The sequence below is a fragment of the Streptomyces sp. NPDC051364 genome (genome assembly GCF_040682115.1).
Lineage (GTDB): Bacteria > Actinomycetota > Actinomycetes > Streptomycetales > Streptomycetaceae > Streptomyces.
This window is the reverse complement of record NZ_JBFBAH010000004.1, coordinates 170,666-185,957: the sequence shown is the minus strand read 5'-3', so window position 1 is coordinate 185,957 and position 15,292 is coordinate 170,666. Positions and strand designations below refer to the sequence as shown.

Here is a 15,292-nt window from a genome sequence, read left to right as displayed (position 1 = left end):
ATTTAGGTTGACGGGCATGCCGGTGTCAACCACCGTTGACGCGACGGGAGGGTCTCCGGCTACACCGTCAGGACGATCTTCCCGAACAGGTCGCCGGCCTCCAGCTTCTCGAAGCCCTCCCGCGCCCGGTCGAGCGGCAGGACCTCGTCGATCACCGGCCGCACCCCGGTCGCCGCGCAGAAGGCGAGGAGGTCCTCCAGCTCGTCCTTGGACCCCATCGTCGAGCCGACCACCTTGAGCTCCAGGAAGAAGATCCGGGTCAGCTCGGCGTGCGCGGGGCGGTCCCCGCTCGTGGCGCCCGAGATGACCAGGGTGCCGCCCGGACGCAGCGACTTGACCGAGTGCGACCAGGTGGCCGCGCCGACCGTCTCGATCACCGCGTCCACCCGCTGCGGCAGCCGCGCCCCCGGCTCGTACGCCTCCACCGCGCCCAGCTCCACCGCCCGCTTGCGCTTGGCCTCGTCCCGGCTGGTGGCGAAGACCCGCAGGCCCGCCGCCTTGCCGAGGACGATCGCGGCCGTCGCGACCCCGCCGCCGGCACCCTGCACCAGCACCGAGTCGCCGGGGCGCACGCCCGCGTTCGTGAACAGCATCCGGTATGCCGTCAGCCACGCCGTCGGCAGGCACGCGGCCTCCTCGAACGACAGCTCGGCGGGCTTGCGCAGCACGTTCCAGGCGGGGACGGTCACCTGCTCCGCGAACGTGCCCTGGTAGCGCTCGGTCAGGATCGAGCGCGGCTCGTCGGGGCCGACCCCGTGGCCGGTCTGGCCGATCACGGAGTGCAGGACGACCTCGTTGCCGTCCTGGTCGATGCCGGCGGCGTCGCAGCCGAGGATCATCGGGAGTTTGTCCTCGCCGAGGCCGACCCCGCGCAGCGACCACAGGTCGTGGTGGTTGAGAGAGGCGGCCTTGACGTTCACGGTCACCCAGCCGGGGCGGGCCTCGGGGGCCGGGCGCTCGCCCAGCACAAGGCCGCTCAGCGGCTGGTCACGGTCGATTCGGGCGGCGTAGGCAGCGAACATGCCGCGACGCTACCGCCCGGTAGCGCGGCGGGCCAGCCCTGTCGGGGCTCTGTGGGTGAGGCCTTCGTCGCACGGCCGCCCGTACGGATCGGTGGCCGTCGGCGGGAACCGGACGGGGGTGTTCCTGCGTCCGTACTGGGCCGTCCGGCGGGCGAGCGGAACCATTCGTTTCGCGCTCAACTAAGCGTGCCACGTGCGGTCTTGTGTGACCGAGAGGGGGAAGCGGAACGTCGGGATCAAGCCTCGAGTGGCGGTAATATTCACGCCATGCCGCCCGCTCGTCATGAGCCTGCCACCTTGTGGCCGCATTCTCATTGACGAAGCGTCAGCTTCGTCGAGGCGCTGAGGCGGAGCATCCCCTCCCGGTTCGGGGGCGGGGAGGGTGTGCCCAACAGAAGAGGGGCCCTGCCGGATGAAACATCCGGCAGGGCCCCTCTTCTGTGCTGCTGCCGGGTCAGACCAGGCGGGCCACGCCGTCGGCCTTGGCCGCGGCGGCGACCGCGGCCGCAACGGCCTCGGCGACGCGCTCGTCGAACGGCGACGGGATCACGTAGTCGGCGGCGAGCTCGTCACCCACGACACCGGCGATGGCGTCGGCGGCGGCGATCTTCATGCCCTCGGTGATCCGGCTGGCGCGGACCTTCAGGGCGCCCGCGAAGATGCCCGGGAACGCCAGCACGTTGTTGATCTGGTTCGGGAAGTCCGAGCGGCCCGTTGCCACGACCGCCGCGTACTTGTGCGCGACGTCCGGGTGGACCTCCGGGTTCGGGTTGGCCATGGCGAAGACGAAGGCGTCCTTCGCCATCGAGGCCACCGCCTCCTCGGGCACCGTGCCGCCGGAGACGCCGATGAACACGTCCGCGCCGTTCAGGGCCGCTTCCAGGGAGCCGGTCTGGCCGGTCTTGTTCGTCAGGCCCGCGATCTCCGCCTTGACGTCCGTCAGGTCGGAGCGGTCCGCGGAGACGACACCCTTGCGGTCGGTGACGCAGACGTCGCCGATGCCCGCGTCCACGAGGATCTTGGCGATGGCGATGCCCGCCGCGCCCGCACCCGAGATCACGGCGCGCAGGTCGCCGAGCGTGCGCCCGGTCAGCTTCGCCGCGTTGCGCAGGGCGGCCAGGGTCACGATCGCCGTGCCGTGCTGGTCGTCGTGGAAGATCGGGATGTCCAGGGCTTCCTGGAGCCGGCGCTCGATCTCGAAGCAGCGGGGGGCGGAGATGTCCTCCAGGTTGACCCCACCGAAGGACGGAGCGAGGCGGATGACCGTCTCGATGATCTCGTCCGTGTCCTTGGTCGCGAGCGCGATCGGCACCGCGTCCACACCACCGAACTGCTTGAACAGGATGGCCTTGCCCTCCATCACGGGGAGGGAGGCCTCGGGACCGATGTCACCGAGTCCGAGCACGGCCGTACCGTCGGTGACGACGGCGACCACGTTGGACTTCCAGGTGTACTCGTTCACCAGCTCGGGCTGCTCCGCGATGGCGCTGCAGACCTTCGCCACGCCGGGCGTGTACGCGAGGGACAGGTCATCCTTGTTCTGGACCGGCACCGTGGCCTGGATGGCCATCTTGCCGCCCCGGTGCAGCGCGAACACCGCGTCCGGGTTGTTGTCCGTCGCGCTGTCGCTGCGAGGATTGACGATCTCCGCTGCCACTTTCTTGGCCCCTTAGGTTTTTGAATCGTTGAGGGTGACCACACCTGGTTAAGGGGTGGGCGGGCACCGCGTCCGTACTCCGCATCGACGGTTGGCCCGTCTCCGCGAAGGGGAGGTTCGTACGCGCGGGCGCGCCGCACGCGCGCCCTGAGCCCCGGATGAGGGGTGTAAGGATCCGTTGTACCCGAAGAACGCTCACCCAGACGAGTCGATTCCGACTCGGCAGTAGACCTCTTGTCCTGTTTTTGGCGAAAGGTCCAAACACCTCTGTCCAACGGGCGAGACGGACCGCAAATAGTCCGTCAAAAGGGCCAGGTCACAGCGGTTTCTGCGGCGCTCAAGGCCACATTCCGCAGTCCTGTTGGGTACCCCCACCCACCCGTTATCCGATTTTGACCTGACGAACTGCCTGAATGCGTCAGTCCGAATGGCAAGATGCCGTAATCACACGAGGTCGCGACACTCGAAGGTGCGTGCCGACCGCTCTCGGATGCTCCACCAGCCAGCCGGAGGAACCAGCTCATGACCGCAAGCACCACCCGTCGTACGACCGCCGCCCGGTCCCGGATCGCCGCGGTCGGCGCGATCGCGGTCGCCGGAGCCCTGATTCTCACCGGCTGCGGAGACCAGACGGACAAGGCTTCCACCAGCCCGTCGGGTGCGGCGAACAGCAGCGCGCCGCTCTTCTCCAAGCTCCCGAAGAAGATCCAGGACGCCGGTGTCATCAAGGTCGGCACGGACTCGACCTACGCGCCGATGGAGTTCACCCAGGGCGGCAAGATCGTCGGTGTCGACCCCGATGTCGCGGCGGCCCTGGGCAAGCAGCTCGGTGTGAAGTTCCAGTTCGAGTCGGGCACCTTCGACACGCTGATCGGCAGCATGCAGACGGGCCGCAGCGACCTGGTCATGTCCTCGCTGACCGACACCAAGGCCCGCCAGGAGGGTCTGGACGAGAAGGGCGCCAAGACCGGTGCCGGCGTCGACTTCGTCGACTACTTCTCCGCCTCGACCGGCATCCTGGTGAAGAAGGGCAACCCGGAGGGCATCAAGACCCTCGACGACCTGTGCGGCAAGAAGGTCGCCGTCCAGCGCGGCACGACGTACGAGCAGTCCGCCAAGGACCAGTCCGAGAAGTGCAAGGCGGCCGGCAAGGGCGAGGTCGCCATCGAGTCCTTCCCGACCGACGCCGAGGCCCAGACCCGCGTGAAGGCGGGCGGCGCCGTCGCCGACCTGAACGACTCCCCGGTCGCCGCGTACATCGCGCAGACCGCCGGTGGCGGCAACGACTTCGAGGCCATCGCCAACCCGACCGACGCCGGCCTCTTCGGCATCGCCGTGGACAAGAAGAACACCGAGCTGCGCGACGCGCTCAAGGAAGCCCTCGACGCGGTCGTCAAGGACGGCACGTACAAGGCCGCCCTGGACAAGTGGAACGCGGGCTCCGGCGCCGTGACCGAGGCCAAGATCAACGCAGGCTCCTGACCTCCGCGCAGACCGCAGCACACTGAAGGGCAGTCACTGTGACTGACAAGCTCGACAAGGTCCCGGACCCGGCGGACACCCCGCCGGCCGGGACCGCCCACCCCGAGATGATCCGCGCCATCCCGGTCCGCCACTACGGCCGCTGGATCAGCGCCGTGGTCGTCATCGGACTGGTCGTGGCGCTCGCCATCGCCTTCTCGCAGGGCAACGTGCGCTGGGCGACCGTCCCGGAGAAGCTGTTCGACCCCACCATCCTGCGTGGTGTCGTCAACACGGTCTGGATCAGCGTCGCCTCGATGGCCCTGGGCCTGGTGCTCGGTGTCCTCTTCGCCGTGATGCGCCTCTCGAAGAACCCGGTGACCAGCACCATCTCCTGGTTCTACATCTGGCTTTTCCGCGGCACCCCGGTGTACGTGCAGCTCCTGATCTGGTTCAACCTCGCCCTGATCTTCCCGATCCTGAACCTCGGGTTCTACAAGGACGAGATGACCCAGGTCATGACGCCCTTCCTGGCCGCCCTGCTGGGTCTCGGCCTCAATGAGGGCGCGTACATGGCGGAGATCGTCCGGGCCGGCATCCAGTCGGTCGACGAGGGCCAGACCGAGGCCTCGCACGCGCTCGGCATGACCCGGATGCAGACCATGCGCCGTGTCGTGCTGCCGCAGGCCATGCGGGTGATCGTGCCGCCGTCGGGCAACGAGTTCATCAACATGCTCAAGACCTCGTCGCTCGTCGTGGCCGTGCAGTACTTCGACCTGCTGCGCGCGGCCCAGGACATCGCGTCCACCTCGTTCGCGGTGATGGAGATGTTCTTCGTCGCGTCGATCTGGTACCTCGCCCTGACCAGCGTGTTCAGCGTCGGCCAGTACTACCTGGAGCGCCGCTACGCCCGCGGTTCGCTCCGCTCGCTGCCGCTTACGCCGCTGCAGAAGATCAAGGCGAAACTGTCCCGCTTCTCGAACCGCAAGGCGGTGGCCTGATGACGACTGCCATGGTGAAGGCCGAGGGCGTCCACAAGTCCTACGGTGCGGCGCACATCCTCAAGGGCATCGACCTGGAGGTCGCCCCGCGTGAGGTGTTCTGCCTGGTCGGCCCGTCCGGCTCCGGCAAGTCGACCTTCCTGCGGTGCATCAACCACCTGGAGCAGGTCAACGCCGGACGGCTGTACGTCGACGGGAACCTCGTCGGCTACCGGCAGAAGGGCGACAAGCTCTACGAGCTGAAGGACAGCGAGGTCGCGGCCCAGCGCCGGGACATCGGCATGGTCTTCCAGCGCTTCAACCTGTTCCCGCACATGACGGCCATAGAGAACGTCATGGAAGCCCCGGTCATGGTCAAGGGCGAGTCCAAGGCGGTGGCGCGCGAGCGCGCCGTACGCCTCCTGGACCGCGTGGGCCTCGGCGACAAGGGCGGGAACTACCCCACCCAGCTCTCCGGCGGCCAGCAGCAGCGCGTGGCGATCGCCCGCGCGCTGGCCATGGAGCCGAAGCTGATGCTCTTCGACGAGCCCACCTCGGCGCTCGACCCGGAGCTCGTCGGCGACGTCCTCGACGTCATGCGGGACCTGGCCGAGTCGGGCATGACCATGATCGTGGTGACCCACGAGATGGGCTTCGCCCGCGAGGTCGGCGACAACCTCGTCTTCATGGACGGCGGCGTCGTGGTCGAGTCCGGCCACCCGCGCGAGGTGCTGGGCAACCCGCAGCACGACCGGACGAAGGCGTTCCTGTCCAAGGTGCTGTAACCGCGGTGCTGTAACCGCGCAGAACGGTCGAGAGGGGCGGTACGGGATTCCCGTACCGCCCCTCTCGCATGCCGCTCGTATGTCGCGGAAGTTCTCACTTTCCTACAAGGGCACTACTTCAGTCCTAGGACCAGCCCGTCGGAGGGCGAGCGCCAGATCGTCCGGGCCTCCGCGAAGCCCGCCTCGCGCAGGGTCCGGGCGTGCCAGGCCTCGTCGGGGGTGTCCCCGTCGGCGTGCTCGCCGTAGATCTCGAACCGGCGCTTCGTCGGCTCGGCGAGCACCGGGTCGGCGGCCGCGAGGGCCCACCAGTCGGCCCAGTCCAGCGCGCCGGCCGCCCGTGCCCGGTCCATCCCGGCGTGCCGGTGGGCGCGCTCGGCGGCGTTGATCCGCGGGGTCGCCGGGTCGGGCATGTGGTCGGCGTTCATGAAGACCCCGCCCGGCCGCACCAGTGGGGCGAGCTGCCCGTAGAGCACCGCGAGGTCCGGGCTGTGCAGCCAGTGCAGCGCGGTGGCCGTGAGGACGGCGTCGTACGTGTCGTACGGGAGCGTCGAGGTCCAGCCGGGGTCCTTGAGGTCGGCGGTCACGAACGTGACGCGCCGGTCGCCGTCGAAGTGGCCCCGGGCGATGGTCAACAGCGCCGGGTCGAGATCGACGCCCGTACTGGTGGATTCCGGGAACCGCTCGAGGACGCGGTCCGTAATACTTCCCGTACCGCACGCCAGATCGAGCACCCGGGGGGTGGGGCCCACGAGTGCCTCGACCATGTCCAGCATGACCCGGAAGCGCTCCTCGCGGTCGGGCATGTACCACTCCTGCTGCCGGTCCCAGCTCTCCTGCCAGGCCTGCCAGTCGGTCGTGGTCTCCGCCATCACTGACCCCTCCAGTCGTAATACCCTCGAATAAGTCTCACCCGTTACCCGAGACACTAATCCGCAGCCGTAAGGACTACAAGTGGAACTGGCCCATTACTCGGACTATGCCGTGCGCCTGGTCAACACCGAGGAGCCGGCCCGCAACAAGGATTCGCTCACCTCGGTGGACGCCGTCCGGGGCCTCTTCGGCACCGGGGTCCAGGCCGCCCGCCGGGTCACCGACGCCGACGTCACCCGCTTCCGCAACGTCCGCGGCCGGCTGCGCGCCGTCTTCGAGGCCGCCGACGGCGGCGACCACGTCCTCGCGGTCGACCTGCTGAACTCCCTGCTCATGGAGTTCCCGGTCAGCCCGCAGGTCTCCGGCCACGAGTACCTCGACGACGAGGGCCGCCCGAACTGGCACATCCACCTCGCCGACCACCCCTCGAACGCCTCCGCCGGCTACGCCGCGCTCGCGTCCTTCGGCCTGGCCTTCCACCTCACCGAGCACGGCCCCGACCGCCTCGGCCTGTGCCAGGCCGCGCCCTGCCGCAACGCCTACCTCGACACCTCCACCAACCGCTCCCGGCGCTACTGCTCCGACCGCTGCGCCACCCGGGCCAACGTCGCCGCCTACCGGGCCCGCAAACGGCTGGAAGCCGAGGCGTCCGGCCAGAGCGGCCGCAGCGCCGACGCGGCCCAGGACAGCCGCGCCCTCAGCGAACTCTGATCCGCCGCGCGCGGCCGGAAGCGCAGCACCGCCGTCGCCAGCACCAGCTCCTCGGGCACCGTCCCGTAGTCGGTGCTGTCGCCGGTCTCGTTGTACGGGTTGTCCCCGAGCACCCACCAGCCGCCCGACCGCCGCTCCACCGCCCGCTTGACCACCAGCAGGTCCTGCTGGAACGGGTGCCGCAGCACCACCACGTCACCCGGGCGCACGGCGGCCCCGTACCGGACCACCAGCCGGTCGCCGTGCAGCAGCGTCGGCACCATTGAGGGCCCCGCCACCTCCAGCACCTCGAACGCCGCCCGCGAGCGCCTTCTCTCCACCGTGCCCGACCTCCTCGCCCGCTCTCGACTCACTGCGCATGCTGCCGCACACTCCCGTACGTTCGCTCACCGGTCCGCACGCCACCCTGGACTTTTGTCCTAAGCCCACGGGGCCGCTCGCGAAATCCCCTTTCCCACGGAGTAATCTCCCCTCTTGAGAAGACGATCACGAGGAGGACAAACTCCATGCTTTCCCGCCTCTTCGCCCCCAAGGCGAAGGTCTCCGCCCACTGCGATCTTCCGTGCGGCGTGTACGACCCTGCCCAGGCCCGCATCGAGGCCGAGTCCGTCAAGGCCGTACAGGAGAAGTACCAGGCCAACACGGACGCTGACTTCCGCGCGCGCGCCATCACCATCAAGGAGCAGCGCGCCGAGCTCGCCAAGCACCACGTCTCGGTGCTGTGGAGCGACTACTTCAAGCCCCCGCACTTCGAGAAGTACCCGCAGCTGCACACCCTGGTCAACGACACCCTGAAGGCCCTCTCGGCCGCCAAGGCGTCGAACGACCCGGCGACCGGCCAGAAGGCTCTCGAGCTCATCGCCGAGATCGACCGCATCTTCTGGGAGACCAAGGCCGCCTGATCCAGGCCTGCTCTCCTGCACGAAGGGGCCCGACCGTCACCGGTCGGGCCCCTTCGCCGTGCAGGGACTGCGCGTGGACCACTCGTCCCCCCGTGGGACCACTCGTCCGCTGGTGGGACTACTCGTCCTCGTCGTCCTCGTCGTCCAGCCGCGCCAGCCACGTGGCCAGGCGCTCCACGGGGACCTCGAAGTCCGGGTTGAGGTCGACGAAGGTGCGCAGCTGCTCGGCGAGCCACTCGAAGGTGACCTCCTCCTCGCCGCGCCGCTTCTCCAGCTCCTCGATGCCGCGATCGGTGAAGTACAAGTCGGGCTCCGTGCCGTGATGAAGGTGTGCAGGGGATGTTTCCCGCCAGGATAATCCGCATGCCCGGCGAGACCTCCCGCCCTACCGGCCCCGGCGCTAGCCTGGACTGCCAGACACCTGAGGGGGCAGGGGATGCCGGACGGGCGCACGGGCGGCGCCGCGCGCGCCTACGAGCTCCTCGAACCCCTCGTCCAGGCGGCCACCGTGCGCGTCCACGCGGCCCCGGACGGGTATGCACCCCATGGGACCGGTCCCACCTGGGGGAGTGGCTTCTTCATCGCCCCGGGCTGGGTCCTGACGTGCGCGCACGTCGTCGGTGAAGGGGGTGCAGCGGTGCGTCTCGTGGGGCGTGAGCTCGGCATCACCTTCTCCTCCGGCGCCGGCGGCGCCACCGGGACCGTCACCGGCCGCGTCGAGTGCGTCCTGCCCGAGCGGCTCGAGGAGCGCCGGCCCGCCCGGCACGCCCTGTGGGACCTGCCCGACCTCGCGCTGGTCCGGATCCTCGCACCGATCACGCACGCCTGCGTACGGCTCACCGACCGCGCCAGACCCCGCCTCGACGAGGTCGCCTACTTCGGCTGCACCGAGGACCTCGGCACCCCCGAGATCACCGGCCGCACCACCCGCCTGCGGGGTACCGCCGCCGCCGGCGCCGCCCTGCGCCTCGGCGGCGACGACGAGATCGAGCCCGGCATGTCCGGCGGCCCGGTCGTGGACCTGGCCCGCGGCGAGGTCGTCGGCGTGGTCAAGGCCCGCCGGCACACCGGCGGCGGCGGACTCGCCGTGTCCGTCGTCCAGTTACGCACCCTGCCGCTGGCCGCCACCGGCCAGGTCGGGCTCTACCGCCGCGTCATGCAGGCCCACGACCTCTACCACTACGACCAGCACCTGAGCGATCTGGGCAGCCGCCGCACCTGGACCGACGTCCACGACGAGCTCCCGGCCGGCGGCGACCCGTACGAGGGCCGCAGACGGCTCACCGCCGCCGAACGCACCACCCTGTGCGGGCTGCTTGCCGAACTGCCCCCGCCGCGTTCCTCGGAGGCCGTCCGCGCCCTGGTCGAGGCCGCCCGCGGCGAGGAGCCGGACCCGGGCCTGCCGGCCCCGCTCAGCTGGCGCGACGGGCTCGGCATGCTCCACGACCCGCCGGCCGGCGCCGGCGAGGCCGCCGCGATGCTCCGGTACGCGACCGACGTGAGCGTGGCCGACCACCGCGAGCCGCCCTCCCCGGGCTCCGACGAAGAGCTGTGGGACTGGGTACGGGCGACGGCCGAGCGGCTGTGGCGGCCCCTGCGGCGGGAGTTGGGCGAGCGCCACGAACAGGGCCTGGTACAGCGGGACCGGCGCCGCCGGGACGCGGCCCCCGGGCACACGAACGGGCACGCACGCCCTGTCGACGGGCTGACCCGCGGGCCGTCGGTGCTGCTGGAGGCGTGGGCGCACGGCTGGGAGGACGTCTACGACTGGCGCGTCTCGGTGCTGGCCGGGCCCGCCCACCCGGGGCGGCTGACCCCGGTGGACTCCGGCGTACGGGTCACCCGCGCGGGCCTCGCGGAGGCGCTGCGGGTCCCGCTCGCCGAGGCCTTCCGACGCTGCGACACCCACGAGGCGGCAGCCCTCCTCGAAGTCGCCGTGGCGCCCGAGCTGTTCGGCCTGCCCGTGGACACCTGGACCGTGGCGGGCCGGGTGCCGCTGGGCGTCCAGCGGCCGGTGGTGTTCCGCCACCAGGCCGGCAACGGCGACACCCCGCCCGACGACGAGTCCGTCCACCGCCGAGCCGACCGCTGGGCCCGCGTCCAGGCCGGGCCGCTGGCCGACGAGCGGGCCGACTGCGCGCGCGGGCGTCCCCGGACCCCGGCGCCCGAATGGCTCGACGCCCTTCCGGACAACACCGTGCCCGTGCACTGCCGGGCCGCCGACGCGGAGCCCACCCGCGGCTCCCTCCACGCGGTCCACGACGCCGGATACGGGGTGGCCGTCACCCGCCGGCCCCCGGCCGATCCGGCGGCCGACTGCGCGCCGTTCCACCGCGGACTGCGCGAGGAGCTGACCGAGGCGGGGCGGGGAGCGCCGCTGCCGGTCCGGCTCCAGGCACTGCGGGCCCGCGCGCACGGGGCCGACCCCGACGCGTACTGGGCGGACGGGATGGCCCTCGTATGGGACGACCCGGCCCGCGCGCTGCCCGAAGACGAGCCGCTGCAGGGCGACCTGTGACGGGCGGGAGGGGGAGGGAGCAGCCGTGAACGAGGAATGGCTCATATACCGGGGGGTCGGCGCACCCCACGACGGGATCGAGGCCCTGCCCGATCCGCCGCCGTGGCGGGACTTCGACGGCGGCCCCGTCGGCGAGCCCGGCGGACTCGCGGACACGGCCGACGGGAACGTGGCGCGCCGCCTCGGGGCGCACCGGCAGGCCGCCGAGCTGCACCGGCCCGAGCCCGAGGAGCTCGAGGCCATCAACGCGGCCCTGTACCTGCGGCGGCCGCTGCTCGTGACCGGCTACCCCGGAACCGGGAAGTCCACCCTCGCCCACGCCGTCGCCCACGAGCTGAAACTCGGCCGGGTGCTGCGCTGGCCCGTGGTCTCGCGGACCGTGCTCCAGGAGGGCCTGTACCGCTACGACGCCATCGCCCGGCTCCAGGACGTCCAGATCGCCGCGAGCGGCGGCTTCCCCGGCGCGGCTCCCGCAACCGGCGCCGGCACGCCGCCCGGCATCGGCAAGGTCCCGGGCATCGGAAAATACATCCGGCTCGGACCGCTGGGGACGGCCCTGCTGCCCACCGAACGGCCCCGCGTGCTGCTCATCGACGAGCTCGACAAGAGCGACATCGACCTGCCGAACGACCTCCTGAACGTCCTGGAGGAGGGCGAGTTCGCCCTGCCCGAGCTGGAACGGGTCGCCGACACCGAGCCCGAGGTGCAGGTGCTCACCGACGACGGGGCGAAGGTCACCGTCCAGGGCGGCCGGGTGCGCTGCCGGGCCTTCCCCTTCATCATCCTGACCAGCAACGGCGAACGGGACTTCCCGGCCGCCCTGCTGCGCCGCTGCATCCAGCTCAAGCTCGGGCAGCCCGGCGAGAAACGGCTCGCCACCATGGTCCGCGCGCACCTCGGCGAGGAGGCCGCCCAGCTCGGCGCCGACCTGATCCGGGAGTTCCTCAGCCGCTCCCAGTCCGAACTCGTCGCCGCCGACCAGCTGCTGAACGCCATCTACCTCACCCACTACGCCGCCCCGCCCACCCGGGAGGACCTCGCCGACCTGCTCATCCAGCGCCTCGACCGCCCGAGGTGAGCGCCCGTGTCCCCCGACCGGCCAACCGTCCCCGAGCAGCCTCCGGTCCCTGACCGGCCTCCCGTCCCCGAGCAGCCTCCCGTCCCCGAGCAGCCTCCCGTCCCCGTTTCCCCCGACCCGCCACCCGTCCCCGCCGCGCTCCGCGACCTCGCCGGGCTGCTGCGCGCCGCCGGGCTCGACCCCACCGCCGAGGAGCTCGCCGACGCGCTGTGGCTGGCCGGGCGGATCGGCCCGCCCGGCCCCGCCGCCCCGGACCGGGACCGGACGGCCCCGCCCCGGCGGCCGCGGACCTCGGGCGATGCGCCGCCGCCCGAGGAGGAGCCCGTACGGCCCGAGCCCGAGCCCGAGGACCCGGTCAGGCTCTACGCCTCCCGGGTCCTCGGGACCGTCGCGGAGGAGGCTGCCGAGTTCCCGGCGGGCGCCGGAGTGCCCGTACGGGTCCCCGGAGCGGCCGCGCTGCCCCGGATCCTGGAGATCCAGCGGGCCCTGCGCGCCCTCCAGCGGCACCGCCCGCCCGGCCCGCCCACCCGCCTCGTCCTCGACGAGCCGGCCACCGCCGAGGCCAGCGCCCGTGCCCTCGGGCTGGTCATCCCGGTGCTGCGGCCCGAGAGCCGGCGCGAGGCGACCGTACGGCTGGTCATGGACGCCTCGCCGTCGATGGCCGTGTGGCACGACATGTTCGAGGAACTGCGGTCCGTGTGCGAGCGCCTCGGCGCCTTCCGGGACGTACAGGTGCACTACCTGCACCGGCTCGGCGACGGCCGGGCCGCCGTCGGGCGCGGACCCGGCCCCGGCACCCGGCTGCGCTCCGGGGACCAGCTGCGGGACCCGACCGGACGGGCCCTGACCATGGTCGTCTCCGACTGCGCCGGACCGCTCTGGCGCGAGGGCGAGGCCCAGCGGCTGCTGCACCGCTGGGCCGAGTGCACCCCCTGCGCCGTCGTCCAGCCGCTGCCGCAGCGGCTGTGGAGCCGCAGCTGGCTGCCGACCGAGCGGGGCGCCCTCACCCGCGCCGAGGGCAGCGCCGGGAAGCTGCGGTTCCGGCCCGACCGGCCGGCCCGCCACGGGCGGCCCACCGGCGGGCTGGCCGTCCCCGTCCTGCCACCCAGCGCCACCGCGCTCGGCGCCTGGGCCCGCCTCGTCGCCGGGCTGGGCACCGGGCCCGTCCCCGCCGAGGTGGGCCGGGTCCTCGCCGACCACCCCGCGACGCCCGTACCGCCGCCGCGCGCCGTCCGCCCGCCGCGCGAGCTGGTGCGCCGCTTCCGCGCCTCCGCCTCGCCCCGCGCCGTACAGCTCGCCGTGTACCTGTCGGCGGCGCCGCTGACCCTGCCCGTGATGCGGCTCGTGCAGCGCACGATGCTGCCGGACTCCGAGCCCTCCGACCTGGCGGAGGTGCTGCTGAGCGGGCTGCTGCGGCGCGGCCGGTCCGCCGGGCAGTGGTACGAGTTCGTGCCCGGCGTCCAGGACGTCCTGCTCGGGCCGCTCGGCCGGGACGAGGCCGCGCTGGTGCTCAAGCACTGCTCCGAGTACGTGCTCGCGCACTTCGGGCGGGGCGTACGGAACTTCCCCGCCCTGGCCGTCTCCCAGCTCACCGGGGCGCCCGTGGTCGAGGAGGGCGGCGAGGAGCGGGTCCCCGCCGGGCGGCTCCCGCAGGCCTTCGCCGAGGTCTCGGCACGCGTCGTACGGCGCTACCTGCCCGGGCCGCCCGCCGAGGACCCGGCCGTCGCCGAACCCGTCGCACCCCCGCCCGGCCGGGCCTGGGCGGTGCGCACGGCCCGCGACCGGCTCGCCGCCCACGATCAGGACGGCGGGCAGCGCGGACTGTACGAGGCCGTCGCCGTACTGCGCCGGGCCGTCGCCGCACCCGCCGGGCCCGAGGACCCGCCGGGCGAGGCGGAGTGCGAGCTGGCCGGGGTACTGCTGCGGCTGTGGGCCGGGCAGCGGGACCCGGAACTGCTCGCGGAGGCCGAGCGGGCGGTGGCCGGCCTCGGGACGCCGCCGGCCCGGGCCGTGCTCGGCCGGGTGCTGTACGAGCAGGCCCTGGCGGCCGAGCCGGACGCGGAGCTGCTGGCCGCGGCGGAACGGGAGTTCGCGGCCGTCGGCGGCGCCGCCGGCCCGGACCTGGACCCGCGGCTGCGCCTCGACTGCGTGGTGCGGCGGGCGCAGACCCTGGTCCGCCTCGGCGAGCTCCGCGAGGACACGGGCGCGCTGCGCGAGGCGCGGTCCGCGCTGGAGGCGGTGACCGGCGGCCCGGCCTCCGACCCGGCGGTACGGCCGGCCCTCGGCCGGGTCCTGCTGGCCCTGCTGCCCCGCACCCCCGACCCGCAGGAGCGCACCGCCCTGGCCGGCCTGGCCGCCGAGCACCTGGCGGCCGGCCTGGCCGCCGAGCCGTCGGGAGCGGCGGCCGCCCGCGTACGGGTGGAGCTGGCGACGGCCCTGTGGTACCTGCCCGGGCGGCTGGAGGAGGCGGCCGGGCAGCTGGACCTGGCCCTGGCCGAGGCCACCGGGGACCCGGAGCTGCGGCTGGCCGGCCTGGTCTGCCTGGCGCGGGTGCACCGGGCCCGGTACGCGCGGGACGCGGACCCTGCGGCGCTGGAGGACGCGGCCGAGGCGTACGGCAGGGCCCGCCGGCTGATCCCCCGCGACGGGGAGGCCTACGGGGAGCTGCTGCCCGAGTGGGGCGAGGTACTCCTGGACCGGGCGCGGGCCGCCGACGGGCGGCGGTTCACCTCGACGGCCGTACGGGTGCTGCGCGACAGCCGGGCGGCGGTCCCGCAGTCCGACCCCCGCTCCGCGCAGCGGCTGATGCGGCTCGCGGCGGGGCTGCGGCTGCGGCACGGCTACGAGGGCGACGTGGTCGACCTGAGGGAGGCGGAGTACCTGCTGGAGCTGGCCGTCCGGCAGAGCCGCAGCCCGCTGGAGCAGGCCCGCGCCTGGCGCGAGCACGGCGACGTCCAGCAGGAGATCCATGCGCACACCCGGGCGCCGGACCGGCTCGACCGGGCCGCGGACTCCTACCGCCGGGCCTGGCGGTCCGCGCTGGCCGCCGACCGGGAGGAGCGGCGGGACGTGGCGGTGGAACTGGGGGCGCGGGTACAGGAGCTGCGGGGGGAGGTGCTCGAGCGCCTGGCGCGGCCCCGGGCGGCCCTCGACGCGTACCGCTCGGCGCTGGAGCTCTGGACCCGGCTCGGTCCGGCGGCCGCGGACCGGCGGGACGCCCTGGGATCCAGGGTCCGGACCCTGGAGGCGGGGCTGTGACCCCTGGATTTGGGTAGTGGACCATCAGACATGCGACTCAACAGGGGGAC

13 protein-coding genes are annotated in these 15,292 nt (G+C 72.8%); 8 read left to right on the top strand and 5 right to left on the bottom strand.

Going from position 1 to position 15,292, the window contains the following annotated elements; translation table 11 throughout:
• Positions 1-59: 59 nt before the first annotated feature.
• Entirely contained in the window at positions 60-1,022 is a 963-nt protein-coding gene (locus AB0M76_RS10480) for a quinone oxidoreductase (protein ID WP_053784639.1), read from the bottom strand.
• A 454-nt stretch (positions 1,023-1,476) separates the two neighbouring features.
• The gene (locus AB0M76_RS10475) at positions 1,477-2,667 is read right to left on the bottom strand and encodes an NADP-dependent malic enzyme (RefSeq protein ID WP_328623310.1); all 1,191 of its coding nucleotides are present in this window, start codon (positions 2,665-2,667) and stop codon (positions 1,477-1,479) included.
• 534 nt (positions 2,668-3,201) lie between these two features.
• Here AB0M76_RS10475 and AB0M76_RS10470 point away from each other — a divergent pair.
• The 3 genes from AB0M76_RS10470 (at position 3,202) to AB0M76_RS10460 (ending at position 5,905) form a co-directional block, all read left to right on the top strand.
• The gene (locus AB0M76_RS10470) at positions 3,202-4,161 is read left to right on the top strand and encodes an ABC transporter substrate-binding protein (RefSeq protein WP_365952493.1); all 960 of its coding nucleotides are present in this window, start codon (positions 3,202-3,204) and stop codon (positions 4,159-4,161) included.
• 107 nt (positions 4,162-4,268) lie between these two features.
• On the top strand, positions 4,269-5,141 hold the full coding sequence (locus AB0M76_RS10465) for an amino acid ABC transporter permease (protein ID WP_365952755.1): 873 nt from the start codon (positions 4,269-4,271) through the stop codon (positions 5,139-5,141).
• Positions 5,141-5,905, top strand: a complete 765-nt coding sequence (locus AB0M76_RS10460; RefSeq protein WP_365165676.1) for an amino acid ABC transporter ATP-binding protein — start codon at positions 5,141-5,143, stop codon at positions 5,903-5,905. The genes AB0M76_RS10465 and AB0M76_RS10460 overlap by 1 nt, the downstream gene beginning before the upstream one ends.
• A gap of 113 nt (positions 5,906-6,018) precedes the next feature.
• On the opposite strand, the gene AB0M76_RS10455 is transcribed toward AB0M76_RS10460, so the two are convergent.
• The gene (locus AB0M76_RS10455; RefSeq protein WP_365952492.1) at positions 6,019-6,774 is read right to left on the bottom strand and encodes a class I SAM-dependent methyltransferase; all 756 of its coding nucleotides are present in this window, start codon (positions 6,772-6,774) and stop codon (positions 6,019-6,021) included.
• Positions 6,775-6,856: 82 nt separating this feature from the next.
• On the opposite strand from AB0M76_RS10455, the gene AB0M76_RS10450 reads away from it, so the two are divergent.
• A complete protein-coding gene (locus AB0M76_RS10450) occupies positions 6,857-7,486 on the top strand; it encodes a CGNR zinc finger domain-containing protein (RefSeq protein ID WP_266996989.1) in 630 nt (209 codons plus the stop codon).
• On the opposite strand, the gene sodX is transcribed toward AB0M76_RS10450, so the two are convergent.
• Positions 7,390-7,749: a nickel-type superoxide dismutase maturation protease gene (sodX, locus tag AB0M76_RS10445; RefSeq protein WP_365952754.1), complete on the bottom strand. Its 360-nt coding sequence runs from the start codon at positions 7,747-7,749 to the stop codon at positions 7,390-7,392. The genes AB0M76_RS10450 and sodX overlap by 97 nt on opposite strands.
• Before the next feature lie 243 nt (positions 7,750-7,992).
• On the opposite strand from sodX, the gene sodN reads away from it, so the two are divergent.
• Complete coding sequence (gene sodN / locus AB0M76_RS10440) at positions 7,993-8,388, top strand: superoxide dismutase, Ni (RefSeq protein WP_266663854.1); 396 nt, start codon at positions 7,993-7,995, stop codon at positions 8,386-8,388.
• A gap of 118 nt (positions 8,389-8,506) precedes the next feature.
• Here the strand turns inward: sodN and AB0M76_RS10435 are convergent, their stop codons facing one another.
• On the bottom strand, positions 8,507-8,692 hold the full coding sequence (locus AB0M76_RS10435; RefSeq protein ID WP_010061466.1) for a DUF6104 family protein: 186 nt from the start codon (positions 8,690-8,692) through the stop codon (positions 8,507-8,509).
• Positions 8,693-8,824: 132 nt separating this feature from the next.
• On the opposite strand from AB0M76_RS10435, the gene AB0M76_RS10430 reads away from it, so the two are divergent.
• The 3 genes from AB0M76_RS10430 to AB0M76_RS10420 are packed head-to-tail and all read left to right on the top strand — an operon-like array spanning position 8,825 to position 15,242.
• Positions 8,825-10,906, top strand: a complete 2,082-nt coding sequence (locus AB0M76_RS10430; RefSeq protein WP_365952491.1) for a trypsin-like peptidase domain-containing protein — start codon at positions 8,825-8,827, stop codon at positions 10,904-10,906.
• A 25-nt stretch (positions 10,907-10,931) separates the two neighbouring features.
• Entirely contained in the window at positions 10,932-11,984 is a 1,053-nt protein-coding gene (locus AB0M76_RS10425; RefSeq protein WP_365952490.1) for a MoxR family ATPase, read from the top strand.
• A 6-nt stretch (positions 11,985-11,990) separates the two neighbouring features.
• On the top strand, positions 11,991-15,242 hold the full coding sequence (locus tag AB0M76_RS10420) for an SAV_2336 N-terminal domain-related protein (protein WP_365952489.1): 3,252 nt from the start codon (positions 11,991-11,993) through the stop codon (positions 15,240-15,242).
• The last annotated feature ends 50 nt before the right edge of the window (positions 15,243-15,292 follow it).